This is a genomic window from Pullulanibacillus camelliae (assembly GCF_014642655.1).
GTDB classification, from domain to species: Bacteria; Bacillota; Bacilli; order Bacillales; family Sporolactobacillaceae; genus Pullulanibacillus; species Pullulanibacillus camelliae.
On the sequence record NZ_BMIR01000003.1, the window covers coordinates 134,751 to 160,912 of the forward strand.

Consider the following 26,162-nt stretch of genomic DNA (forward strand, 5'->3'; position numbering starts at 1 on the left):
CGGGCAAGCTTTTCGCCCGGTTTTTCTTAAAATGAATGGTTGCAGAAAGTGAAAGTTTACGGGTTAATGAGAGACTCCCGTTTTTGCTAAACGGAAGTCTGAATGATTAAAACAATCCATTCCCAGGCCAGCTCCCTTGGTTCCCCTGTGGGAAGAAAGAGGGCATACCCAAGGGAAGTGCTCCTGTATTTTGAAGAGGCCAACCATTATAACCTGTTGGTGTATTATAATTACCGCCAAATAGTTGACCAAGCCACCCTAACCCATTTGGGTTACCCCAGCCTGCCTGAGGCATGGAAGGTGACGGACTGCCCCAAGTTAGTGGGTTGAGCGGCTGAAATGTATGCGTACCTCCTCCCCAATTTTGGGGCGACGTAGAAGGGAGATTTCCCATGAATTGGTTCGCGGTGCCTAACATTTTACCGAGATTTCCGTAGCCCATTGAATTCGCAAGTGAGCTCCCCATCCCTAAGAGTGGTGTTAATTGACTTAAATTCCATCCATACATTCGATAATCATTGGTAGGAAAGCTGCTAGATGGACTGCCGTTTCCTGAATACTGCATAGTGAGACCTCCTCGAGTGCCATAATGTTGCTAGTACTATCCTATGGGAATAAGACAAATGAGGAAATTGTCCCATGCCAATATCCAAACTTAAAGTGGAGCATCTGGGGCAGAACTATATCAGTGCCACTCTCAAGTCCTATCTTTTATGAGATTATTTGAACACTTGGCTCATCCTTTTTCGTTAAGCACAGCCTGATGGTCGTGCTTTTGTATTCACACCCCAAGGGGCCGGCGAGCCTTAGGTAGCATAAGCCAAAGCTCGAATTAATAAGGGCTTCCACAAAGTTATAATTCAGACGCTATAAGAAGAACCATCTGTCGGGGACTAATGGAGCTTTCGACAGATGGTTCTTCGGTTTATTTTAAGTAATGTCATCATTCAACGGTTAAGCTTTTTGCTAAATTACGGGGACGGTCTACATTGTAGCCGCGGACGGTTCCAGCATAATAGGCTAAGAGCTGAAGGGGGATGGCTGCAATAATTGGCATGATAAAAGGATGGGCTTGTGGTATGTACAAGACCTCATCAACAATTTCAGCAACAGCGTCATCTCCGATGGTCGTAACCCCAACCACAAAAGCATCTCGTGCCTTGATTTCCCGAATATTGCTCACCGCCTTTTCCCTCAAGGCTTCTTGTGTCGCTAAGGCAATAACGGGGACACCTGGTGTGATCAGGGCCATCGTGCCATGCTTCATTTCCCCAGAAGCATAAGCATCAGCATGTAAATAGGCAACCTCTTGGAGTTTTAGTGCGCCTTCCAAAGCTAAAACATAGTCTAAGCCACGACCGATTAAAAAGAGATGACCTTGATCATTGGTAACTTGGGCAAATTGATCAATAGCGTCCTGAGTCATGATCAGTGACTTTTCTACGTCCTCGGGCAGCTGTCTGAGGGCCTCTATAAATTCTGGGAGTTGCCGCCTGCCAGGCCCCTCAGTTTTTTGTGTTAAGACAATGGCTAATAATAGAAGGGCAGTGATATGCGTCGTATAGGCTTTGGTGGCAGCGACAGCAAGCTCTGGACCAGCATGGGTGAAGATTGAACAGTCAGCTTTTCTGGCAATATTTCGGCGCGGATTATTTGTAATAGCGATAGTCGGACAGCCGTATTCTTGTGCTTCCTTTAACGCTGATAATGTATCAGCGGTTTCTCCTGATTGGCTGATGACGATCACTAAGGTATGTTTATCGAGAATGCCATGCTCACAACTGAACTCAGAGGATATCGCCACTTCAACAGGCAGGTCAAGCAACTGCTCTAATACTTTTTTTCCAATGATGCCAGAATGATAAGATGTGCCACTTCCAACGATCACAATCTTTTTAAAAGAGGATAGATCATGAGCCTGTAAGAAAGCATCAACCTCAGGTAATCGTACCCCATCCTTAGTCAGTCTCTTATCGAGTGTACGCTGAATCGCTTGCGGTTGCTCCATGATCTCCTTTAGCATGTAATGATCATGCTCTTTTAGATGAATTTCTTCTTTATCTAATCGAATGGATATTTTTCTGGGCTCAACGCCTTCGCCACTCATTTTTTTGACTATCGCTCGGTCTTGGGTAAGAATAGCCATCTCCCCATTTTTTATTGGATAGATCTCTTTCGTATAAGAAAGAAGCGCTGGAATATCAGAGGATAGGAATGACTCTTCATGACCGAAACCAAGGATCAATGGATTATCCTGAGAAATGGCGATAATGGTATGGGGTTCAAAGGCAGACATGATAGCTAGCGCAAACGCTCCCTTTAGAAGGGGGATGACTTGTCTGACCGTTTCCTCAAAATTTCCCGTGTCATAATGTGCAAGAAGATAGGGAATAACTTCTGTATCTGTATCTGTTTTCAGAATATATCCGTTCTCTCCTAAAACTTTTTTTAGCTGATGATAATTCTCGATGATCCCGTTATGAACAACGAAAAACCGCCCATTAGGATCACTTAAAGGGTGTGAGTTCAAGGCAGAGGGAGTCCCGTGGGAGGCCCATCTGGTATGACCAATGCCTAAATTCCCTTGAGTGATGGGTTCCAAAATAAGAGAAGCCTCCAAATCCTCAATACGTCCTTTTTCTTTGCGAACATTAATATGCTGAAGATCAGAGATGGCTACTCCTGCCGAATCATACCCTCTGTAATCTAATCGTTTTAAACAGTCTAACAGTATGGATTGGGCAGATCGTTGACCCATATATCCGACTATACCACTCAATATGCCTCACCTCACATTAAAATAGATGCTTATTTTATCATTTTACTCGGTTTTAACAAAAAAGCCCATAAGTTTGTAAGGAAAACATAAATGTTCCAGTGGGGATGACATTATAAAGAAAAAGGAGAATGGAGGTAAATCTTATACCAAAGTGATTGACAATTATATTTTATAGATATATCTTTTAGATATAAAAAGGAAGGAGCTGTTGGGCGTGTATGAGCTCTATATTCTAGGAGAACTGATGGAGCGTAAACTGCATGGTTACCTTTTACATAGCATTTTAAATCGCGTTGTCGGCCCAATGCGCAGTATCAGTTGGGGCGTTCTCTATCCGTTAATCCATGAGCTTGAGGAAAATGGGTATATTGAACAAGCTCCTGAAGGCCCTAAAGAGAGGAGAGGAAAAAAGAAAAAGACGTATCAAGTCACTGAAGATGGTAAAGAGCGCTTTAAACGGCTGATGGAGGAACCGATTGAGTATAAAGCCGACTATGAGCTTCACTTCTATATCAAAATGGCTAATTTCGATCATGTTTCTGACGATGTGAAAATTGTGATTTATTATCAGTACTTGGATTATCTAAAAAGTATCCAAAGATATATTGATGAACAAGCGGTGCATGTTGCTGCTCAAGAAAGTATACCTGAGAGTGAAAAGTACTATTTATCCAACATTTATGAGCATCGTCGCTCTCAAAATGAAATAGGTATTGCCTGGGTAACAAAACAAGTGGAAGCAATAAAGGAGAAAAGATAAATATGTCAATGCAGCAAGCTAAAGAAAAAGTAAACCGAAAATGGTGGGCGCTAGGAGCGGTTTGTTTTGGCTTATTCATGGCTCTTCTAGATGTGACGATTGTGAATGTCGCCTTACCTGCCATTCAGTCAGATCTAAAGACAAATTTTTCAAATCTAGAATGGGTGATTAGCGCATACACATTGGTATTCGCTGTCGCTTTGGTTACTGCCAGTCGCTTAGGGGATATCTTTGGAAGGAAGACTTTATTTATTTTAGGACTTTCAGTATTTACCATTGGCTCGCTTTTGTGTGCTTTATCAAGCGATTGGACCATTGGGAGTCTTTCGCCAATTTCTATGCTCAATATTTCACGAGGTATTCAAGGGTTAGGGGCTTCGGCAATGATGCCACTATCTTTAGCAATTATTTCTGCTACATTTACAGGAAAACAAAGAGGAATGGCGATCGGGATCTGGGGTGGAATCAGTGGGTTGGCGACTGCGATAGGTCCACTCGTTGGTGGTATCTTGGTTGATAAAATCAGCTGGCAATCCATTTTTTATTTAAATGTTCCTATTGGGATAGTAGGTGTGTTGCTTTCCTTATGGGCGATCACGCAATCTAAGGATGAAACAGCTGAGAAAAAAGTCGACGTGTTTGGTTTAATCACATTTACCATATTTATGTTTTGTTTAGTCTTTGGGTTTATTAAGGTGAATGATGCTGATTTAGGCTGGACCTCCCCAGAAATACTCGGCTTGTGGGGGATGGGTGCTCTGGCAATTATCATCTTTATCATTGGTGAAGCCAAGCTTAAGCACCCGATGATTGATCCAAGACTTTTCAAAATACCTAGCTTTACTGGCGCGGCAGTTGCAGCGTTCTGTCTAAGTGCCGGAATGTATGCTCTACTGTTTTATCTCTCACTCTATTTTCAAAATTTCCTAGGGTTTGATGCGCTAGAAGCTGGCATGCGCTTTTTAACTTTTACGGCAATATCCTTCCTCATGGGGCCTATTGCTGGCATGTTAATGGGAAAGTTCAGTCCAAAATGGCTCATTGTCGTGGCACTAGGGCTTTTGGCTATTGGAGTTGGCTTAATGACGGGGATTTCACCTCAGGATAAGGCGGCAGATTGGGTTGCGTTGTTACCAGGTTTTATCGTTGCGGGGGTGGGAAACGGTTTGATCAATCCACCAATATCTAATCTAGCCATTGGTACGGTTGCACGGTACCGCGCGGGTATGGCCTCCGGAGTGAACAATGTTGCAAGACAAATTGGCATTGCTTTTGGGACAGCATTTTTTGGTGCGTTGCTTGCCAATCGCTATACCACTTTTATTACGAATAAAATTCAGGCATTAAATGCAACGGGATTAACGCCTGATATAAAAGAAAAAATGATTAAAGGCTTAAGTGAGGCCGGTCCCATCGCGGGAAGCACTGGTTTGTCTGGAACAGGGAGTGCCAATCCTTTTCAAAGTAATCCTTTGTTTCCGACGATAAAAGAAATTGCTCGTTCTTCATTTGTTGAAGGGACAAGCAATCTCATCATGTCGGCTGCAATTATTCTGGCAATTGGTGCCATTGCCTGTATCTTTTTAATCCGTAAGCACGATATGAAGCATTGAGTGAGTAGAAATTAAAAAAAAGGGGTCCGAGGCTGAGACAGAAGTCTATAGCTCAAAGAGAATCCGAATGCATTCACAATTTTGAAGACATGCGTTCGGATTTTTAGGTGAGTGATGAAGCGCTCCGTCAAAACACTTCGCTTTCCGCGGGGGGAGTGGTAGGCCTGCTCGCGTTTAGCGCTGCTAAGGTCTTACTGATCTCCCACTTCCACTTCCCGCAGGACTCTAGTCTCTGTATCATGAATCAGCGGCGCTCCTATCCACTTGACCAGGCAATGAGCCTCTTTATATTGGATGGATGATGCTCTTATAGCTAGACAAGGACTGGGCACCCTAAGTGTGTGATTTGTAAAAATCACATCAGGAATACTAGCGCAGGGGTGCAAGCCAAGTTTTCTAATAACACTAGAATTTATAACTTTGCGGAAGGCCTTGTAGGTGCACCTGCTTAGCGAAGCGGTGGAGTATATGCCACACTTTCTAATACTATCTTTGAAGTCATTCATCCGTGATGCCGCTCTAAGGTGAAATTCCATTTCTTTGGATAGAGAGGGAGGCGGATTGCGCGATAGACTTGTTGATGACTGTTTGCTTTGAATCCAGTTATCTCTAATTCAAAGACAACCTTGGCAGGTGTGCTGCCGGTGACTTCCACAATTTGACTGGCCATTCCTTTTTTACTTTTGGTGTAGCCTGAGGTGATAAGGCGATTACCGGTCTGTGGTAAATAATCATTATCTCCCACGATTGTGGAATAAAAGGATTGCCCGCGCTCTTCTCCATAGGACCATACTTCTTTTACTGTTTTATCTTTTTCATTGATCCGATATTGCACCCCACGACTAAAGGCTTGACTTAGTTTTTTATTTCCACGAGATATAACGTTATTATTATCAAACATTAATACATCAAGCGTCTGCTTGTTCTGATCTTGATCAGGCAGTGCCATAACGGAGTGCTGACCGGCAGGGAATTTAAAATTGTTCCCTACTGGATTCAGAAGTTTATCCTTATAGGATTTCGGCCAACCTTTGGGATCGGAAAGAATCCATTTGATATTTCCATCAGGATAGCTCATTTTTAAAATAGCATCTTGGTGTCTACTCGAGATAAGGATAGAATGGTCATTACTGTCATACCAAATGGCATTTTGATGGAACCAATCCACCTCCTTGTCTGTTGATCCAGGTCCATCGTAATTTTCATAAAAGGCTTTAGGGAGTACCTTTTTCATATCAAGAGTATGGACAATGTTTCCGGTTTTGCGATCGATTTCAACCATTGTATCTTCAATGTATTTCGAGCCATCGTGAGTGGTTAACAAGAGATTTCCGTTCGGCAATTCAATCGCATCATGATGGATCACGTCTGAATTTGTATAGTGGTCGACATTAATGGTGTAGGCGTTATACACTTTTCCAAGCAGGTCCATTTCTAAAAGATCGTTGTATTGATTCATTTTCTTTGTGACGAATAAAATATTTCCGTTCTTTAAACGTGTAAAAACATGCTGGTTAGAAATGGATGAGTACCAGCGGACATCTCCATGAGCGTCTACAGCATAGGCATATTTACTGCTCGGGGTGAGAAAGGTAAGTCCCTTTTCCATCTTCTTGGGCTTCGCTGTAATTAGCTTGGTTTTTAGAAAATCATCGGGCAATGGCTTCGTTTTAATAAAAAGTATACTTTGATTTGTACGCCCTTGTTTATTTTTAGCAGTGACGATGACTGTATTGTTTTTATTGGGGTAGAGACCTAGTACAGGAACCTGATGGTTGGTGGTATAACCGGACCATGAATGATGAATATCTGAAGCGCTATCTATCCCTTTTACTGTAATAGAAATCTGCATGGGTACATCGGTCTTAAACATGATAAGTGCTGTTAAAGGTGCAAGATTATAAGGATTAGTGATGATGTAAGGATGATCTATAGTATAGTTGCCATTATGATACTTATTGATTAGGAGCGCCTCTTTATCTTCCTGATGATCAATTAAATCGTTGTCCTTTTGACTGGAAATGGCATCAGTGGATGTACCGACCCTTTTCGCATCATAAATATTCTTGATGTATAACACAATCAAGATGACAAGAATAACTATGATGACTCCAAGGCCAATAGAGATGACCTTTTTCACTTTGTACCCCTCCTGTTGCTCCAATTACCTTGACGCTAATCTCTTTACTTACTATTAAGCTTACTACAGTTGTTTGTTTATACTAGAAATATCGTTAAGGATTACATAATTTAAGGAAACTGACAAATATTATGCCCGCATTTAGAGTTCTTTAAATGCGGGGCATTAATACACTAACTATTAGGGAGGTGATGTGATGGCGGTTGTGCAGGCAACTAAATCTGATATTGATTTGTTAGCGCGCTTATTGAGAGCAGAGGCTGAGGGCGAGGGGCAAGTTGGCGAGATTCTTGTCGGTAATGTTGGCATCAATCGTATCCGGGCAAATTGTTCAGACTTTACAGGTCTCAGAACGATACCGCAAATGGTGTATCAACCTCATGCCTTTGAAGCTACTCTTTATGGTTATTTCTACCAAAGGCCAAGGGCCGCTGAAAAACGATTAGCACGAAAGGTGATTAATGGGCTTCAACATTGGCCGGCGAAATATAGCTTATGGTATTTTAGACCAGATGGGGATTGTCCAGCAACATGGTATGGCCAGCCATTAGTCGCTCGTTATAAGCTCCACTGTTTTTATGAACCCACAGCAGACACCTGCCAAAATGTTTACAATACATTCTAGCCTAAAGAACCTCTCCTTATCACTCTTGTTTAAGGTGAGGTTCTTTATTGCCATTCAATCGCATTCAAAGCTTTAGGTTTAGTTAGAGGTGGCCAACTCCTGTTGCTTAAGGCGATGCCGTTGGATTTTACCGGTCGGTCCTACTGGAATGTCATTAACAACGTGGACAAGCGACGGACACTTATAGGATGATAAAGATTGTCGGCAATGCTCGAGAATCTTTTCCGATAGACCGTTAGTCTCTACAGATTTTTCAGCAACTATGTAGGCACAGACCTTTTCACCATATAAGGGGTCAGGCATTCCAATGACGGCAACCTGATCAACCCCTGGAAGCTCGCGGATGGTGTCTTCAACTTCATAAGGGCTAACTTTTTCCCCGCCTCGATTAATCATTTCCTTCTTTCTCCCGACGATGAAAACATATCCCTCTTCATTTTGATAACCAAGATCTCCCGTATGAAACCAACCGTGTTGGAAGTCGTTTTGGTGATCGGCCTGTACATAAGCATCGATCACATTGTCTCCCTGTATAGTAATTTCCCCGACTTCATTTGCGGGAAGTGGGTGCCCTTGATCGTCGACAATGCGGAGGTTTAAGCCGACGGGAAGACCAACTGATCCAAGCACTCTTTTTCCTGGGGGTAAGGGGTTGATACAAATTTGACTAGCGGCCTCGGTCATGCCGTAGGATTCGATAACCGGAATCCCAAGCTTTTGTTCAAAACGCTTTGCAGTAAGCATCGGCAGTTGGGCAGAAGCAGAACGAATGAAGCGAAGCTGCTTTGGAATCACTCTAGGGCGAGTCGCCTTTAATAGGATTGCAATGATGGTTGGGACTGCTGATACCCAGGTGATGTTTTGCTCTTCTATGGTCGACCAAAACTTGGATGCACTAAATTTTGGAGCAATCACAACACGACCACCAGAGAGGCAGGTAGAAAGGAAGGCGATCACTTGCGCATTAATGTGGAACAAAGGTAAAAAGCAGTAGGCAACGTCCGAAGCACTCAATTGATGTGAGTGAATAATATTGTTAATCGTCGCTAATATATGACGATGCTGGAGACCGACAGCCTTTGGATTCCCCGTCGTTCCAGAAGTATAAAGTAAAATAGCCAAGGCCTCCTCAGGAGGCTCAGCGTTTCCAACTGCAGTGGCAAAAGGGTTTAAAGGATGTTCTTCCCAATGGTCGGAGCGTTCGTCATAGACATATTGCTCGGTTGGGAGTGAAGCGGTAGCTGTATCAATAAGGAAAAGAGTTTCTAAGGAATCACTGAAGTCTTCCTGTTGTAGGATCTCCAAGTGCTTGGCGCCTACAAAGCCAAATTTAGGCTGACAACGTCTTACGAAAGCACGTAATTCTGATGCCGGCATATTTGGGTTAATGGGAGCAACGGTCGCCCCGTATTGCAAGATTGCTAGATAAGTAATGATAAATGAATAAGAATTAGGATAGCTTAGTAGAATACGATCGCCAGGGGCTACTCGTGCTTCAGATAAATACCCGCAGATTTTAGCCGTATCTTCCATGATGGTTTGTCCAGTGTACCAATGTCCCCCGTCATAAATTCTTGGTACACCGGTATTTTCCTCAAAAGTTTTTTGGAGATGTTGTGTAAGCTTAGACATCTTAGAGTCAACTCCTTAATTAATAACAATTTACTGGGTGTTTTTTAGAACATGATCAGACTTCAGCTGCCGTTGGAAAATTTTAGATTTCCGTCCGACACAATAGGACAAAATCGGTGTCTTATTAAAAAGATAAGCGATGAGCATCGATGAAAAATAGACAAATAGAATCGCAAACGGGATTGAAATAAAAAATAACCAGCTTGGTGCAGGGATGACAGGCACAATCAACCCTAATACAAATAATGGAAAGGGCTGAATTAAAAACATCCCGAACGAATTATTTGAAGCTAATTGTACAAAGCGACTAAAGGTCTGCCAGTTAGGCTTATGTCGCCGACCTGCCCATTTAATCCCTAGATATAACATGAAAAGAATCACGAAAAAGCTATAAGGGACGAGCAACGGCTGTTCTACCATTTTTGCCCTGTGATCAGAATCATTTAGCATGAGTCGATCAAAAAAGTAGTGGGCCCAAACAACGAGAACACTAATCACTAAGGTCGTCACAATCAGTTTAAAGTGACGTTCAATAAATCGCCGGATAAGATCGTAATGGCAGGCTAAAATCCCTCCTGTAATGAACCAACATTCGTAGGTCAAGACAAAGACCCCATAATTGGCAACCCATACTCTGAATAAATAAGGCCATTCGGCTGTATGAAGTGTTGGGAGCATATATTTGTAGAAGCTCATGAGTAACAATTGGAAAATAAAGCTCCCTGCGAATATATGACGATGCCATTTTTCAAATTTGCGCAAGCCATACAGTAAGAGTGGAAAAATGATATAGAACTGAAAGGTGACCAAGACATAATATAAATAACCCTGGCTACCAGAAATCAGCGATTGTCCCAATACGTGAAGAAAGGAACGAAAGCTTCCGTTGAAACCTGCATTAAAGAGTATATAAATAATAGTCCAAAAAAAATAAGGAATGGCGATGAGTAATATGCGCTTTTTCCAAAAAATTAACGTGTTAAAATCACGGCGATAATAAGTGATAAATAAGACAAGACCCGTGATAAACATAAATGCCATCCGTGTGAAATGCATGGATGAATGAATCATAGATAGCGTGAGAAGAGATGGTGTCCAATCCTCTAATTGTGAAATATAGACTGTAATCGAATGAACCGAGAGTACACCTAACATAATCAAGCCACGCATGAGGTCAATTTCATAGAGATGTTTCTTTTTCATAAGGTGTTCTCCTTTTCTGAAAATCATACTGAAGAGTGAGTGTGGGCTATTGTTGATTCTACTTGTTCAAGTGTGGCTTCCTTCGTCTCTGGTGAGAAACCAATCTCTACAATTAAAGCAATAAATGCAACAATAGCTACGGTATAGAAGCCGATGGCTAGTCCATTGTCAAGGTTGAGAATAACAGGCATGGCATAGGAACCTACAACGCCTCCAAGGAGTCTGCCTACAGCCTCTACTGTCGCTGTTCCTGTAGTTCGTATGTGCGTTGGATACTGTTCAGCATAAGACATTTTGAGAGCAGGAAAGGTTCCTGTTCCAAAAAACGACATCGCGCAAGCAAAAAGAATCATGCTGATCGCTGTCGTTGCAATACCGAAAAAGAGTGAGGCCACACCCGCTAGTCCCATGAAAATAAGGTAGACCATTTTACGGCCAAAATGCTCTGCTAGATAGCCATTGAGGAGTTTTCCTGGTATGGCTGCGCTTGTAATGATCGCTGTAAATAGCAGGGAATTCGCTAATGAAAAGCCATTAGAACTAAATAACGATGGCATGTATGTATTGACAATATAGAACATGAAGAAGGCGCCGGTTGCCGCCACACAGCGTGATAGTGTGCGACGGAGATAAGGCTTCTTCCATGGCGTAAAAGGCGTCACCTTTTCTGAAGCAGGTTGAACGACGTCATTTTCGTTAACTTCTGGCTGGGGTAAGGAGGACTTAGTTCGCCTTTCAACCTCCACTTCTATCTTGGCCATCACTGCTTCTGCCTCAGCGGAGCGTCCCTTTCTGACAAGCCAACGCGGTGATTCAGGCAGGGCTTTTTGAATTAAGGCAGCATAGAGGATCGGCAGACCTGCGATGATAAAAAATACGCGCCAAGCAAAGGAAAGCGGGAGGTTAGGCAAGATAATAAAACCTAAAATCGGTGCGATAAAATACCCAACAGATAAACAAGCATCCATAAAGCCATTAAATAACGTGCGCTGACGGTGGTTGACAAATTCACTGACAATGGCAAAGGGGAGAGGAAAAACAGCTCCCATACCAAACCCGGAGAGGAATCTAAAAATTAACAGCATCCAATAGTTAGGACTAAATGCACAAAGAATCGTAAAAAGGCTATATTCAATGATGCCTAAGATAAGAATGCGCTTTCTCCCTAATCGATCAGACAAAAAACCGGCTGGAATAAGACCGATCACAATTCCTAAAGTGGATGAAGCTGTCAACATGCCTACTTCGCTGGAATTCAAATGCATGGTTTCTTTAAGAGGCTCTAAGACAGCGCCCAAGGAACCGATGCTTAATGATTCGATAAACCAAGCCAAGCCTGCCAAGAGCACAATCTTCCAAGTAAACCAAGAAACAGGCAACCGCTCTAACCGTGCCGGAATGTTATTCATGACGCCACTGGTCAATCGTGTAGGACTCTTTCATGATTACCAACCCTTTCTTTAACTCACATTTTGTCATTATATGAAAACCAATGATTTTTCCAAGCAGGTGTAAGTAAAGTTCGCGGAACGTTTCCTTAAAAATTGACACACTGAGGGGCAATATAGCATTGAGTAATAAACAATTATAGACCTAAAAGATTAAAAAAAAGAGAAAATCGCATTTTTTACATATTTAATAGATACAGCAATCAAAGCCTTTATAAAATAAGGGTTTCCGAAGAAAGGTATCCTCCAATTTTTATATAAAAGAGACCTGTTAGGATAGGAAGGTGAGGAATTGGGGGAAACTAACACAAATGATGAAAGTCGGAGTGAAATCATGAACAGTGAAAATCATGAATGCATTATAATTGGTGGAGGAATTGCCGGGCTGCAGGCAGCCATTCAACTGGGACGTTATCAGCATGATGTCGTCGTCATTGATGCAAATGATGGTCGGTCAATGTTATGTCAAAGCTATCATAATGTATTGGGCTGGCCCAACGGAATAAGCGGTCAACACCTCAGAGAAATTGGTCAAAAGCAGGCAGAAGCGCTTGGGGTTATTTTTAAAAAGGAAAAAGTTATTAATGCTAAGAAATCTGGGAACGATTATATGCTTTTAACGGATCAGGGACATAAGTATAAAAGCTCGCGGCTTTTACTTGCGACGGGAATCAAGGACAGGATTCCTATTTTCTCTGAATTGCAGCCTTGTCTTGGAATCAGCGTTTATATTTGTCCGGACTGTGATGGCTATGAAATTAAAGATCGCCATGCGATAGTGTTAGGGTCGGGGAACGCAGGCGCGGGAATGGCACTGGCCTTGACCTATTTCTCAGAAGATCTTGTTTACGTCAATCACGAAAGTGAACCGATCAACGAAGAGCTTATGGCAGCATTAGAGGAGCATCACATTCTCTGTTATCATTCTTCTATAAAAAAAGTATTGAGAAGTAATGATCAGTTTCAAGGTGTCATGCTGGACGATGGGACAACGCTGCAAGCTAATCATGCTTTTGTCGCTTTTGGTGGCAATCAGGTGCGCTCTGATCTCGCACGACAATTGGGGGTTAATCTCCACCACAATCTTCACATTGAAACAAATGGACGCACCAAGATGACAAATATAGAAAACATTTGGGCAGCTGGTGATGTGACGGTGCATTCTGAACAAGTGGCTATAGCTATGGGAGATGGCTTACAAGCTGCTATTTGGATTCACAAAAGCATTTTAAAAGAAAGGAAATAAGAAAGCTCTATAGGGGGCAACTTTACATTCTTGAGTGGAGAATGTAGAAAGGCTTTACTGATGAATATTTATAGGATACTTTAAAAGAAGGAATAGTAAAAAGACATCTAATCAAGGGAATTGGCACGAAAAGGACGGGATGAGTTGTGGAGAGCGAGTATTCTGGAGTGCAAATCGACACCACAATTTTTAAGAAATCATAAACCGCAGCTTTTTCAAGTGACTTCAGAAAGAGAGACTTTTTTATACTATCAGAATGTATACCTTCGCTGCCGCGCATAAAGGAAGAGAGTATAAGGTGGGCTTTGGCTTTCGCCACCTGAGGCTTGCGGGCAACCTAAGTGTGTGATGTGCAAAAATCACATCAGGAGTACCAGCGAAGGGGTGCAAGCCAAGTTTTCTAAAAGAGAGGGCAAGGAGTGCTGGAGAGAAATGAAAGGTCTAGGGGGACTTATAGTGAAAAAGAAGCATGAAGAATATTTAGTAAATGCGATTGAACTAGCGATTGATAATGTCAAGACAAAAGGAGGCCCATTCGGTGCAGTTATTGTCCAGGGGGGGCGATATTATTGCGACAGGAGTCAATCGAGTGACGGATAGCTGTGATCCCACTGCTCATGCTGAGGTCATGGCCATTCGCAATGCCTGTCAGTCTCTTGGCACGCATGATTTAACAGGCTGTACGCTATATACAAGCTGTGAACCCTGTCCCATGTGTCTAGGTGCTATTTATTGGGCACACTTGGATGCCGTCTATTATGCGGCAAATCGTGTGGACGCAGCAGATGTCGATTTTGATGATGCATTCATTTATAAAGAGGTTCCATTATTACCTGAGAAGAGATCATTACCTTTTAGACATCTCCCTTTAACAAATGCGACAGCTCCATTTAAGCTTTGGGCACGCCACACAGATAAAATTACTTATTAATAATCCAAGGCGTTCATTTCGTAATGACTGATTGAAAAACATTAACGCACATGCATGCCCCGCTGAAAGGAAGCGTTGGCCATGTCGGCGGAAAGCAACATAATATTATTCGGATTTAAGCCTCACAATTTCTATTATGAAAGGGATCGGGAGTCCTTGGCGATATCGCTGCTTGTTGGTGTGTAAAATACTACATATAATATAATTGCTTTTAAAAATAATCGCTTGAGCGGACAATAAAAAAGAGACACGGTATACTAGAAGTATGAAACCACAAATGATGTTGATCGAAAAAATAAAATATTGGTGGGCGCGCATCGTAGCTGCAGATCCTGGACGCATCCGCTTATTATGGGCTTCTAAAGTGATCGTCAGTGTCATGGTAGCGGTTGGCCTGATGACTCTTGTGACAGCCTTATTTGGTAAGGCACCGATTACTGTAGTGATTTTTGCAGGTGTTTTGGCGATGTTGAGCAATGTAACGGTCAATGATGATAGCGTAGCGAGTGAGAGGATAACGACGCTTTTATTGCCGCTATCAAGTGCCCTCGCTTTAACCCTTGCGACGTTTTTAGAGAGAATCAGTCATGTGTATGTTGATATCTTTTTGCTTCTTATTATCTTTTCTACGCTCTATCTTCAAAGATTTATGAATCGCTATTTTTCTATTTGTATGGTGGCCTTCATGTCCATCTATTTTTCTGCCTTATTACAAGTACAATTTTCATTACTGGGCTGGCTTTATGTAGCCATAGGAATCAGTATTCTGAGCACCTTTTGTGTCAAATTTGTCTTTTGGAAAGAACGTCCAGATAAGACTTTGGATAGAGCGGTCGGCTCCTTTCGAATTCAGGTGAACCTTACGTTAGAATTACTCACAGAAATTATTGATGATTTACAATTGAGGACAAGAAGAATTCATAGCTTAGAAAATAATGTCCTCATCCTGAATGAATATGCTCGAACAGTTTCTGAACAATTGGATTCAGAGGAAACGGGTGAGACTTGGAGAGGAATCCCTTTAAATAGAATTAGGTTATACATATTTGATTCCGCTATGTTGATGGAAACCTTAGCTTCTGCCGTCAGACAACTGAAGCTATTGCGCGCCTTTGAATATGATGATGTCCGTGTCATGCTGGTTCAATTAATGCGGTGTCTTCGTCATGTGAGTGCATTAAGAGGAGAGCTTGACTCTGAAGACCTTCGGGAGACGGAGCGGGTTCTTGAGCAGCTTAAAAGACAACTCGGCCCTCTAAAAGCTGATAATAAAGATATTGAGAACTGGGTATATTTGTTAAGGCGGATACAGTCCATCACACGCCATATTATTAAAGGCATTCGCGCTATTGAGCAGTCTAAGAATAAGAAGGAGTATCATGAGCATATCGCACCGTTCTTAAATGCTGAAGAAGTCACTGAACAAGGGGAGGGTGAGCAAACAATTGAGTTAAAAGCTGACCGTGCGCTTTCACCTGAGCTGCGTAAAGCCATTCAGGCCGTCCTGGCAGGAGCCATAGCCATTGCATTGGGCTATTTGCTTTCACCAAGTCATAAATATTGGATGCTGTTATCTGGATTTGTTGTTTTTTTTGGTACAGCGTCAGTAGGACGTACGATGTTCAAAGCCTTCCAGCGCTTTTTAGGCACGCTTATTGGGGCGATTGTCGGCTTTGCTTTAGACAGTTTGATCATTGGCAAACCTGCAATTGAAGTGCCCTTGCTCTTTTTGTCCATTTTTCTTGGTTTTTATTTCGTGAGAATTTCCTATACTTTAATGAGTTTTTGGATCACGATGATGCTGGCTATTATGTATAACTTATTGCTCGGCGGTGTCAATGAACAGCTTTTGCTTTATCGCGTGTTTGATACGTTAGTTGGTGCTGGTCTTGGCGCATGTGCAACGGCTGTGTTTCTTCCTAAAAAAACGGAGCTCAAAATAAAAGAAGCCATGGTGGAATTTCTTGCAGCTCTTAGTGAAAACATTTCAGCTCACCTTGAACGCTTAATGGATGAGCCGATTCAAGTGAATGGCGCACAGTTAGCCTTTAATCTAGAGAGTAAGCTGGCAGACATTAGAGCAGAAGCTGACCCTTTAAGACGACCGCAACTGCGCATTAGGCAACGTGGGATCGTTAGTGAATATACAACATTTGTGGCCATTAATTATTATGCTAAGCATCTCGTGGCCTCATCTTATCGCTCAAGAGTTCCGGGCAAACACCCACATCTTAATAAAACACTTAAGAAAGTAAAGCAACTGCTTAATAAAAATATTATCACGTTATGCCAATTGCTTTCTGGTGACGTAAAAGGGCGCGCCGTCGTATGGGAGATGCAAAAAGAGCGAGAATGCATTGAGCGAAGCCCCGATAATGATGGAGAGGTTGCAAGAACACTAATCAATGATATGTATTATATTTGGCGTATCAATAAAAGCATCGTTGCCTTATCCGAAAGATTAGGTGCTCATAAATATTCCACACAAGAGTCCCAAACAACAAGCTACACTAAAGAAATTTAAGGTGTGGCTTGTTGCTGTTTATCCCCCATCGCTTTGTGGTCAATGGGGCTTATCAGATGCTACAGAAAATAGGAACTAGCCCTGTACTTCTTCGGACCACCTCCCGTATAAATGCCCAGTCAACGTCTTTCACCCACTTTCTTACTTTTAACTGAATCTGCTCATACATAAACGCCTCTTGTTTTAAACAAACTAAGGAAAAATTGTTTTTTGGAGGCTAACAATGAAAGCTGTAACATATCAAGGGACAAATGCTGTGTCGGTAGAAACCGTTGAGGATCCGAAGATTCAAGATAAAGAAGATGTTATCGTCAAAATTACCTCAACAGCGATTTGCGGCTCTGACCTGCATTTATATAAGGGAGATTTCCCGCTGCCTAAAGGGTATATTATTGGTCATGAGCCAATGGGGATCGTGGAAGAGGTCGGTCCTGACGTTACAAAAGTCAAAAAGGGTGATCGTGTGGTCATTCCTTTTACGGTTGCTTGCGGACATTGTCCTTACTGTGACAAGCATCTTGAAAGCCAGTGTGATAACGCTAATCCGCATTATGACTCAGGGGGTTATTTCGGTTACTCTGAAAAATACGGGAACTATCCGGGAGGGCAAGCTGAATATTTGCGCGTCCCTTTTGGCAACTATACCCCATTTGTTGTTCCCGAGGACTGTGAATTAGAAGACGAGTCACTACTTTTTCTGTCAGACGTCCTGCCAACTGCATGGTGGAGTGTGGAGCATGCTGGTGTGCAGAGCGGTGACACGGTCATAGTGCTTGGCTGTGGTCCGATCGGCTTAATGGCGCAGCAATTTGCTTGGAAAAAAGGAGCTAAGCGTGTCATTGCAGTGGACTATTATCAATATCGTTTAGAGCATGCTAAGAAATTTAATCATGTTGAGGCCTTTGATTTCACTGAGCACAAAGACATGGGAGAGGTTTTAAAGGAAGTGACGAAGGGCGGGGCAGATGTTGTTATCGACTGTGTCGGAATGGATGGCAAGAAATCACCATTAGAAGCGATTGAACAAAAGCTTAAGCTACAGGGGGGCACTTTAGGACCCATTCAGATTGCTACAAAAGCAGTGAGAAAGTTTGGGACTGTACAAATTACTGGTGTGTATGGTGGGCTCTATAACATGTTTCCTTTGGGAGCCTTCTTTGCTCGGAACGTGACCTTGAAGATGGGACAAGCGCCTGCTAGAGGATATATGGATGATCTTTATCAAAAAATCGTAAAGGAAAAGATTGAGCCCACAAATATTATCACTCACAAGCTGCCCCTAAAAGAGGCAGAGCACGCCTATAAGATTTTTAACGGGAGAGAGGATAACTGTATTAAAGTGGTCTTAAAGCCATAACAAAAAGCATGAATGGAGAGCATCCATTCATGCTTTTAAGGTTCATCTTAATTCAAACCGCGCATATGACGATGGATCATTGGTGAGATGAAGAAAATAACGAGTCCTAATAAGACACTCGCTCCACCAACATAACCGAAATAAGAGATTTCTGTGTTCGCTGAGAATAGGGGTGTTAATTTCGCATTAATCCCTTGAGCACAGGCATCAGAAAGCAGCCAGAGACTCATTGTTTGAGCTGAAAAGGCATCGGGTGCCAGCTTTGTTGTGACCGAGAGTCCGACTGGAGATAGACATAATTCTCCGGACAACCAAGAAGAAGCTCGCGACAAGCCATAATGGACTCACAAGCGTGTCTGTGCCGCTAATCAATGCCGGGAGTACCATGATGAGAAAGGACAACCCTGCGAATACTAATCCGAGTGAAAATTTATGGGGCGTAATGGGTTGGCGCTTTCCAAGCTTTGTCCAAAGCGCTGCTAGAACAGGTGCAAAAACCACAATAAATACAGGGTTCAGTGATTGGAACCATGAGGAGGCAATGGTAAAGCCCCCCAAAGATAATTGGGTGCGCTGATCGGCATAAATGGCTAAAATAACTGAACCTTGCTCCTCAATTGACCAAAAGATGACCGCAGCAATAAATAACGGGATGTAAGCCAGTAAGCGTGAGCGCTCAACATCCGATGTTTTTTTGCTGGAGAGCATGACGATAAAATAACATAACGGGATAAGAACACCCAAGATACTAATAACTGTGGAAAAAGCACTGACAGTCAGGTTATCCGTTAACGCGCCTATCACAACAAGTAAAGCAATGATGAGCAAACCGATGAGTACTTTTACGTACATCTGTTTCTTTTCTTTTGGTGATAACGGATGAGGGACTTTTGTTCCCGCTTCTCCAAGAGTTTTACGGCCACTTATGACATAAAAAATAAGGCCTAAAGCCATGCCGATGGCAGCCATAGAAAAACCTAGGTGATAATTGATCTTTTGCCCGAGAGTACCAGCGATGTATGGCGCAATAAAGGCGCCAAGGTTAACTCCCATATAGTAAATGCTAAAGCCAGCATCGCGGCGAATATCCTCTTTGGTATATAGATCACCAACAACGTTGGCAACATTAGGTTTTAACAAACCGGTACCAATGATAATAAAGACCATGGAGATAAAGAGGGCAACGACTCCACCAGGGAAAGAGAGCGCGATATGTCCACACATGATGAGTATGCCGCCGTAAAATATTGTGCGACGTCCCCCAAGTATGCGGTCCGCAATCCATCCGCCAATAATGCCAGACATATACACTAATGCACCATACACAGACATGATGGAGGCGGCTGTACCTTGATCAAGCCCTAAGCCCCCATTCTTGAGCTTATCATACATATAGTAAATGAGTAGAGCTTTCATGCCATAATAGGAGAACCGCTCCCATAGCTCAGTTGAAAAGAGGGTAAACAACCCACGCGGATGACCGAAAAAAGTCTTTTCATTAGAAGTTTTCTGAGAAGACACTGTCTATCATCACCAACCTTTCAAATATTTCGAAAATGAAAATAAATCTGCAAAATGTAAATTTATTTCCAAATATATATCGTAAAACAGAAAAAAAGTGCAGTCAAGTCTTCGAATAAAGTTTAAAAACTTGGGGGTTTCAAAAAATTTAACTTTTAAAGGCCTTTGGAGGCTTTAAGTTGTATTCGGTAACCTCTTTGTTTTAAAATAATATGGAATTTATTATATAGAAAGCAAGGTTTATATTGTGAATCAAAAGCATGCAGACGTACACACTTCAAAAGTTGGAGCTTTATTACTAATTATAGGCGTTATACTGATCGCAGCAAATTTACGGACTTCTATAACAGGCGTAGGTCCTTTAATCGATGTGATTAAAGCATCGACTGGGATGTCCAACGCCCTAGCGGGGATGCTCACTACTATTCCTCTCATTGCCTTTGCGCTATTCTCACCGCTTGCGCCATGGTTTGCACGTAAGCTTGGTATTGAAACGACCCTTGCTGCAGGCTTATTGGTTATCACCATCGGAATTCTTATCCGGTGTCTTCATTCTTCGGCATGGTTATTTGTCGGTATGCTGCTGGCGGGTATTGGCATTACAATGGGCAACGTGTTGCTCCCCGGACTTATCAAGCGGGATTTCTCGGAAAACGTTGGGATAATGACGGGGATTTATTCAGTCGCAATGAATGTTTTTGCCGCCTTGGCCTCTGGGATTAGCGTTCCTCTTTCTAAAGTTGGGGGATGGGGATGGCAAGGCTCACTCATGAGCTGGGGGATTTTATCCTTACTGGCTTTCATTGTATGGCTCCCGCAGCTCAAGAAAAAGCATTTTCCAAAGCAACAGCAACGGCCAAAGGTGAGTTTATGGCGCTCTGGCCTTGCTTGGTCAGTCACGCTTTTCATGGGTTTGCAATCTCTGCTTTTTTACTCAAATGTCGCTTGGTTATCAGAGCTCCTTCAAGGGTATGGATTATCAGCAACATCAGCGGGATGGATGCTTTCCTTGATGCAATTTGTCAGTTTACCGGCATCCTTCATCGTCCCTATTCTTGCGGGCAGGTTTTCCAGTCAACGTGGGCTCATTGTCCTTATTTCAGCAATGTTTTTTGTCGGCTTTCTCGGTTTAATTTTAATCGGTTCGCTTGCGACCTGGCTCTGGGTTGTATTAATCGGGATTGCCGGTGGCGCCGCCATTAGCCTAGCGTTAACGTTATTTGGTCTGCGGACAAAGCACGCTGATGATGCGGCTAATCTCTCTGGTATGGCCCAGTCTCTGGGCTATTTGTTAGCGGCCATTGGGCCATTTTTGTTTGGGCTTTTGCATGATCTCACGCATGGATGGACAAGTCCGCTTGTTTTATTGCTTGTGATGACCGTTTTATTGCTTATATTTGGGCTAAAAGCAGGGAGTCCACAGTTTATTCAGGCTAAAAGTCAACAAAAGGAGGAAGTGCATTGAACGCTGTGATTGTCACTGGAGCATCAAGAGGATTAGGTGCTGCCATAGCAGAACAATTTATGGATCGAGGATTCGCCGTCATTACTGTTGCGCGACGTGAGAATGAACCATTAAAACAAAAAGCACAGAAGCTGAAATTATCCTATGCTCATCTGACCTGTGATCTCTCTCAATTTGACGGCCAACAAGACCTTACTCGCCAGTTAAAGCCCACCCTTGATAAAATGGGTGATCTAGAAGCTTTATATGTTGTGAATAATGCTGGTGTTGTTGAACCTGTTGAAAGGGTGGGTAAGATGAGTCCGCTAGAAATGAAGCGATTAATAGACATCAATGTGTTAGCACCGATGGTCCTGACTAACCACCTTGTGCAGCTCTTTCCGACCACACCACTTATGATTGTCAATGTCACTTCAGGGGCCGCTCAGCATGCTCGACATGGTTGGAGTGCCTACAGCAGTTCCAAGGCAGCATTGAATGTATTTACAGAGACAGCGGCGCTAGAAAGCAAAGCTACAGGTGCTCCGCATACATTTATTGCTTACAATCCAGGCATTATGGATACCGATATGCAGGGTGTGATCCGTTCAAGTGATAGTCAGGCTTTTCAAGATGTTGAGAGGTTTCAGGAGTTTAAGGAAAAAGGCATGCTTAGAAGTCCTGAACGTGTAGCCAGGGCCCTTGTGAGCTTAGTGCTTGATAACAGAGACATTAAAAATGGACAGATATATGATGTGAATGATCTATTGAAAGGTAATGCATAAAATGCCAAAGGTTTACGGACAAACGGTCGATCACGAAACACGTTGTACCCACTATCATGGGGAGACAGATATTATCGCCATCAAATTTAGATGCTGTGGGAAGTATTACCCTTGTTATCAATGCCATGATGAGGAAGAGGATCATGAGCGAATCGTATGGGAAAAAGAAGCATTTGATACAAAGGCTATCCTTTGTGGGCATTGTGGGTATGAGCATACCATTAATGAGTACCTGCATACCTATCATTGTGTAAAGTGCCAGGCAGACTTTAATCCAGGATGCAGTCTGCATTATCCGCTCTATTTTGAAACAAGGGTAGGCTAATAAAACAACCAAAAAGGACCGGGCATGCTTTTCGCCCGGTCCTCTTATTTGTGATGCATTTTAAATTCCAGGAAAAGTTCGTTGTAATGGGCAAGCATGCGTTTGCCTAAGTTATCATAGACCTCCAGCTTATCTGTCGTCGCTTTATCGGGATAGAAGCGTTTGTCCGTAGAAACGTCTTTCGGCAGAAGCTTTAATGCTTTTTCGTTAGGTGTTGAATAGCCAACATATTCAGCATTTTGTGCGGCGTTTTTGGGATCAAGCATGAAATTAATGAACGCATGAGCGCCCTTCACGTTCTTGGCTGTTTTTGGTATGACCATATTGTCGAACCAGAGGTTAGACCCTTCCTTAGGAATAACATAATTCAATTTATTATTTTCAGACATAATTTCGGCAGCATCTCCAGACCAAACAACACCAACCGCCGCTTCCTCATTGGCGAGCAACATTTTGATTTCATCCCCTACAATCGCTTTGACATTTGGGGTCAATTGATTTAGCTTGGCCTTAGCCTGCTGCAAATGAGCTTCATTTGTATCATTTAATGAATAGCCAAGGCTATTGAGACTCAGGCCCATAACTTCCCGAGCGCCATCGACAAGCAGAATTTGATTTTTCAAATCCTTATCCCATAAATCATTCCAGCTCGTGATCTTTTTGCCCCCAAGCATGTCGGCGTTATAGACGATGCCGACCGTTCCCCAGAAGTAAGGAACGGAGTACTTATTCCCCTTATCAAAGGATAGGTTCATAAAGCGAGGGCTAATGTATTTTAGATTGGGGAGCTGGGAATGGTCCAGGGGAATGAGCAGATGCTCTTCCTTCATTTTACTGATGGTATAGTCAGAGGGTACGGCCACATCAAAGGTTGTTCCCCCCTGTTCAATCTTTGTCATCATCGCTTCATTTGAGTCAAAGGTTTGGTATATGACTTGAATCCCTGTCTGCTGCTCAAATTTCTTGATCAATTGGGGATCGATATAATCCCCCCAGTTGTATATGGTCAGTGTTTTTCCCCCGCCTGCAAAGTCCTGTGTGGCATTTAATCGCGAAGAGAGGAACATGAAAGCAAAGGCAATAATGAATACGAGGATGAACGCTCTGACGAGTGCCTTCATTCTCCAGCCCCCTGTCTGCGTGGCTTACGATAATACTGAACGATAAAGTAATAGCCAACTACGAGAATAACCGTAAAGAGAAAGAGCAAGGCTGATAGGGCATTGATCGTGAGTGAGATACCTTGTCGGGCAAGGGAATAGATTTCAACTGACAGCGTCGAAAAGCCGTTACCTGTCACGAAAAAGGTGACGGCAAAATCATCCAAAGAATAGGTGAGTGCCATGAAAAAACCTGCAAAGATGCCGGGCTTAATAAACGGCAGGATTACTTTGCTCAGAACATCCCAACGCCTGGCGCCTAAATCACGTGCAGCATCAATCAATGTCGGACTCATCTCTTGGAGCTTTGGTAACACCATTAACACCACGATGGGCACACTAAAAGCAATATGGGAGAGGAGCACTGACGTAAAGCCGAGCTTAATACCTATAATGGTATATAGGATTAAGAAGGAGGCGCCAATGATGACGTCAGGACTGACGATGAGCACGTTATTCAAGGTCAGTAATGTATTTTTTACCGGTGCGCGTCTAACGGTGCGAATGGCGAGTGCACCAACAACACCAAGCATTGTCGAAATGGCTGATGAAAGTAAGGCAATCACTAAAGTATTTAGGACAATGGTGATCAATCGCGTGTCTTGGACAACCTCCTTGTACCACTTGAGGGTAAAGTGACCATACCCGTGCATTGTTCCACCGCTATTAAAAGAATAGTAAATAAGATAGAAAATCGGCGCGTAAAGGATGATAAAGACAAGGACGAGATAAATATTCAGAGCTTTATATTTTTTCATCAAATCATCCTCTCCTTCGCTTTCCAGTAAGAATCATAATGATTGCCATGGCTATGATAAGAAAGACGGCAATGGTAGCTCCCATTCCCCAATCCTGAGTGACAAGAAAGTGCTCTTCTATCGCTGTTCCTAATGTAATGACGCGGTTCCCGGCAATCAAGCGCGTGATCATGAATAATGAGAGTGCTGGAATAAACACTGCTTGGCAGCCTGATTTAACACCATCTAAAGTGAGTGGGAAAATCACACGGCGGAAGGTGGTCCACGGTGAACCACCAAGATCACGTGAAGCGTCGATTAATGACGGATTGAGCTCTTCAAGGGCATTGAAAATGGGTAAGATCATAAAAGGTATAAAGATATAAACTGAGACAAACAAAAAGCTAAAGTCGGTAAACAAAAGTTGCTTCGTGCCAATGCCGATAAATTGTAAAAAAGTATTAGCAGGGCCATAGGTGCCGAAAATGCCCAAGAAGGCATAGGCCTTTAATAATAGGTTAATCCAGGTCGGTAAAATAATCAGCAAGAGCCATAGTTGTTTATGCTTCGTCCTTGTGAGCAAGAGTGCAGTCGGATAGGCGATAATTAACGAGATCGCCATAATTAAGAAGGCATACCAAAAAGAGCTTGCTGCCATCTTTAAATAAACTGGTGTGAAAAATTGAATATAATTGTCAAAGGTCAAATGGCCCTCAATATTAAAAAAGGAATAATAAATAATGAGCAGGATAGGTGCAATGACAAAAAGGACTATCCATAGGACATAGGGTATAAGGTAAATATTTTTATATCGTGTTTGCATTGGATATCCCTCAACCGTCATACGCTTCTAGGCGCTTATCAAATTCTTCTTCAGTTTCTCCAAAGCGCATAACATGGATGGCCTCAGGACTAAAATTGAGGCCGATGGTCTCGCCAACTTGGGCGCGCTTTGTAGAGTGCACGAGCCATTCATTCCCCGCTTCATCAAAACAGCAAATTTCAAAATGCACGCCACGAAACAATTGGGAGTCGACACGAACTTGGAGCTTACCGAGACTAGGCTCTGTAATTTCCAGATCTTCAGGGCGGATCACAACCTCGACAGCTTCATTTGCATCGAAGCCCTTATCCACACATTCAAAGTCTTTGTCAGCAAAATTGACCAAAAAGTCCTGCCGCATCGTGCCGGGGATAATATTGGATTCGCCAATAAAGTCCGCCACAAAGCGATTGATTGGTTCATCATAGATATCAATCGGTGAACCGCTTTGCTGAATGCTACCTTTGTTAATGACAAAAATTTCATCCGACATCGCTAAGGCCTCTTCTTGATCATGCGTAACAAAGATAAAGGTGATTCCCAAGCGCTTTTGTAAGTCACGCAGCTCGTATTGCATTTCGGTGCGCAATTTCAAATCAAGCGCAGACAGCGGTTCGTCGAGTAAGATGACTTCTGGCTCATTCACAATAGCACGAGCGATGGCGACCCGTTGTTTCTGACCACCAGACATTTCACTGATTGTGCGATGATCATAGCCTTCAAGATTGACAAAGCGTAGGGCTTCTTTCACTTTTTCTGTGATCTGACTTTGCTTCATCTTCTTGATTCTTAGGCCAAAGGCCACATTCTCAAAAACATTTAAGTGCGGAAACAGAGCATAATCTTGGAAAACGGTATTGACCTGTCGTTTATTGGCAGGCACAGTATTGATGATCTGTCCGTTGAAATAAATCTTGCCCTGAGAGGGCTCGGTGAATCCAGCGATTAACCGCAGGATTGTTGTTTTACCGCAACCAGAGGGGCCAAGCAATGTATAAAATTTACCACGTTCGATTTCAAAGCTGACATTATTTAGGACAGCTTGATCGTGATCGTATTGTTTGGTGACTTGGTCAAAGCGAATGATGGTTTGTTCTGTCATGGATTTC

At 42.7% G+C, this 26,162-nt stretch carries 19 protein-coding genes and 2 pseudogenes; 10 read left to right on the top strand and 11 right to left on the bottom strand.

Annotation, left to right across the window (positions count from 1 at the left end):
* Positions 1-106: 106 nt before the first annotated feature.
* Together IEW82_RS04965 and glmS are read right to left on the bottom strand one after the other, a co-directional pair.
* The gene (locus tag IEW82_RS04965) at positions 107-565 is read right to left on the bottom strand and encodes a hypothetical protein (RefSeq protein ID WP_188690107.1); all 459 of its coding nucleotides are present in this window, start codon (positions 563-565) and stop codon (positions 107-109) included.
* Positions 566-943: 378 nt separating this feature from the next.
* Positions 944-2,779 (bottom strand): glutamine--fructose-6-phosphate transaminase (isomerizing), encoded by a 1,836-nt coding sequence (gene glmS, locus IEW82_RS04970; protein ID WP_188690111.1) that lies wholly within the window; start codon positions 2,777-2,779, stop codon positions 944-946.
* Positions 2,780-2,993: 214 nt separating this feature from the next.
* On the opposite strand from glmS, the gene IEW82_RS04975 reads away from it, so the two are divergent.
* Complete coding sequence (locus IEW82_RS04975; RefSeq protein ID WP_188690113.1) at positions 2,994-3,539, top strand: PadR family transcriptional regulator; 546 nt, start codon at positions 2,994-2,996, stop codon at positions 3,537-3,539.
* A gap of 2 nt (positions 3,540-3,541) precedes the next feature.
* The gene (locus IEW82_RS04980) at positions 3,542-5,152 is read left to right on the top strand and encodes an MFS transporter (RefSeq protein WP_188690116.1); all 1,611 of its coding nucleotides are present in this window, start codon (positions 3,542-3,544) and stop codon (positions 5,150-5,152) included.
* A 502-nt stretch (positions 5,153-5,654) separates the two neighbouring features.
* On the opposite strand, the gene IEW82_RS04985 is transcribed toward IEW82_RS04980, so the two are convergent.
* Complete coding sequence (locus tag IEW82_RS04985; RefSeq protein ID WP_188690119.1) at positions 5,655-7,292, bottom strand: aryl-sulfate sulfotransferase; 1,638 nt, start codon at positions 7,290-7,292, stop codon at positions 5,655-5,657.
* A gap of 196 nt (positions 7,293-7,488) precedes the next feature.
* Here IEW82_RS04985 and IEW82_RS04990 point away from each other — a divergent pair, with 196 nt between their 5' ends.
* Positions 7,489-7,917, top strand: coding sequence for a cell wall hydrolase (locus IEW82_RS04990; protein WP_188690122.1), 429 nt, complete (start codon positions 7,489-7,491; stop codon positions 7,915-7,917).
* Between the two features lie 78 nt (positions 7,918-7,995).
* Here IEW82_RS04990 and IEW82_RS04995 read toward each other — a convergent pair whose 3' ends face one another.
* From IEW82_RS04995 to IEW82_RS05005, 3 genes are read right to left on the bottom strand one after another with little or no spacing between them, the layout of a single operon-like run.
* Positions 7,996-9,549: an AMP-binding protein gene (locus IEW82_RS04995; protein WP_188690125.1), complete on the bottom strand. Its 1,554-nt coding sequence runs from the start codon at positions 9,547-9,549 to the stop codon at positions 7,996-7,998.
* Positions 9,550-9,579: 30 nt separating this feature from the next.
* The gene (locus tag IEW82_RS05000; RefSeq protein ID WP_188690128.1) at positions 9,580-10,752 is read right to left on the bottom strand and encodes an acyltransferase; all 1,173 of its coding nucleotides are present in this window, start codon (positions 10,750-10,752) and stop codon (positions 9,580-9,582) included.
* A 23-nt stretch (positions 10,753-10,775) separates the two neighbouring features.
* Positions 10,776-12,176 (bottom strand): MFS transporter, encoded by a 1,401-nt coding sequence (locus tag IEW82_RS05005; RefSeq protein WP_188690129.1) that lies wholly within the window; start codon positions 12,174-12,176, stop codon positions 10,776-10,778.
* Positions 12,177-12,534: 358 nt separating this feature from the next.
* Here IEW82_RS05005 and IEW82_RS05010 point away from each other — a divergent pair, with 358 nt between their 5' ends.
* The 4 genes and pseudogenes from IEW82_RS05010 (at position 12,535) to IEW82_RS05025 (ending at position 18,258) form a co-directional block, all read left to right on the top strand.
* Positions 12,535-13,446, top strand: a complete 912-nt coding sequence (locus tag IEW82_RS05010) for an NAD(P)/FAD-dependent oxidoreductase (RefSeq protein ID WP_188690485.1) — start codon at positions 12,535-12,537, stop codon at positions 13,444-13,446.
* 432 nt (positions 13,447-13,878) lie between these two features.
* Positions 13,879-14,377 (top strand): annotated as a pseudogene (locus tag IEW82_RS05015) (nucleoside deaminase).
* A gap of 277 nt (positions 14,378-14,654) precedes the next feature.
* Positions 14,655-16,901 (top strand): FUSC family protein, encoded by a 2,247-nt coding sequence (locus IEW82_RS05020; protein ID WP_188690132.1) that lies wholly within the window; start codon positions 14,655-14,657, stop codon positions 16,899-16,901.
* A gap of 223 nt (positions 16,902-17,124) precedes the next feature.
* The gene (locus IEW82_RS05025; RefSeq protein ID WP_188690135.1) at positions 17,125-18,258 is read left to right on the top strand and encodes a zinc-dependent alcohol dehydrogenase; all 1,134 of its coding nucleotides are present in this window, start codon (positions 17,125-17,127) and stop codon (positions 18,256-18,258) included.
* A gap of 47 nt (positions 18,259-18,305) precedes the next feature.
* Here the strand turns inward: IEW82_RS05025 and IEW82_RS05030 are convergent.
* Positions 18,306-19,725 (bottom strand): annotated as a pseudogene (locus IEW82_RS05030) (peptide MFS transporter).
* Positions 19,726-20,026: 301 nt separating this feature from the next.
* On the opposite strand from IEW82_RS05030, the gene IEW82_RS05035 reads away from it, so the two are divergent.
* Genes IEW82_RS05035 through IEW82_RS05045 form a run of 3 tightly spaced genes read left to right on the top strand, consistent with a single transcriptional unit; the run spans position 20,027 to position 22,333 of the window.
* Positions 20,027-21,244 carry a CynX/NimT family MFS transporter gene (locus IEW82_RS05035; RefSeq protein ID WP_229672331.1) on the top strand — a complete coding sequence of 406 codons (1,218 nt, stop codon included), beginning with the start codon at positions 20,027-20,029 and terminating at the stop codon, positions 21,242-21,244.
* 5 nt (positions 21,245-21,249) lie between these two features.
* A complete protein-coding gene (locus tag IEW82_RS05040) occupies positions 21,250-22,008 on the top strand; it encodes an SDR family NAD(P)-dependent oxidoreductase (protein WP_229672363.1) in 759 nt (252 codons plus the stop codon).
* A 1-nt stretch (position 22,009) separates the two neighbouring features.
* Entirely contained in the window at positions 22,010-22,333 is a 324-nt protein-coding gene (locus IEW82_RS05045; RefSeq protein WP_229672333.1) for a CHY zinc finger protein, read from the top strand.
* A 44-nt stretch (positions 22,334-22,377) separates the two neighbouring features.
* Here the strand turns inward: IEW82_RS05045 and IEW82_RS05050 are convergent, their stop codons facing one another.
* The 4 genes from IEW82_RS05050 to IEW82_RS05065 are packed head-to-tail and all read right to left on the bottom strand — an operon-like array spanning position 22,378 to position 26,155.
* Positions 22,378-23,454 (bottom strand): ABC transporter substrate-binding protein, encoded by a 1,077-nt coding sequence (locus tag IEW82_RS05050; protein ID WP_188690143.1) that lies wholly within the window; start codon positions 23,452-23,454, stop codon positions 22,378-22,380.
* A complete protein-coding gene (locus tag IEW82_RS05055) occupies positions 23,451-24,251 on the bottom strand; it encodes an ABC transporter permease (RefSeq protein WP_188690145.1) in 801 nt (266 codons plus the stop codon). Before IEW82_RS05055 ends, IEW82_RS05050 begins: the two co-directional genes overlap by 4 nt.
* 4 nt (positions 24,252-24,255) lie before the next feature.
* Entirely contained in the window at positions 24,256-25,053 is a 798-nt protein-coding gene (locus tag IEW82_RS05060) for an ABC transporter permease (protein ID WP_188690148.1), read from the bottom strand.
* A gap of 10 nt (positions 25,054-25,063) precedes the next feature.
* Complete coding sequence (locus tag IEW82_RS05065) at positions 25,064-26,155, bottom strand: ABC transporter ATP-binding protein (protein WP_188690151.1); 1,092 nt, start codon at positions 26,153-26,155, stop codon at positions 25,064-25,066.
* Between the last annotated feature and the right edge of the window lie 7 nt (positions 26,156-26,162).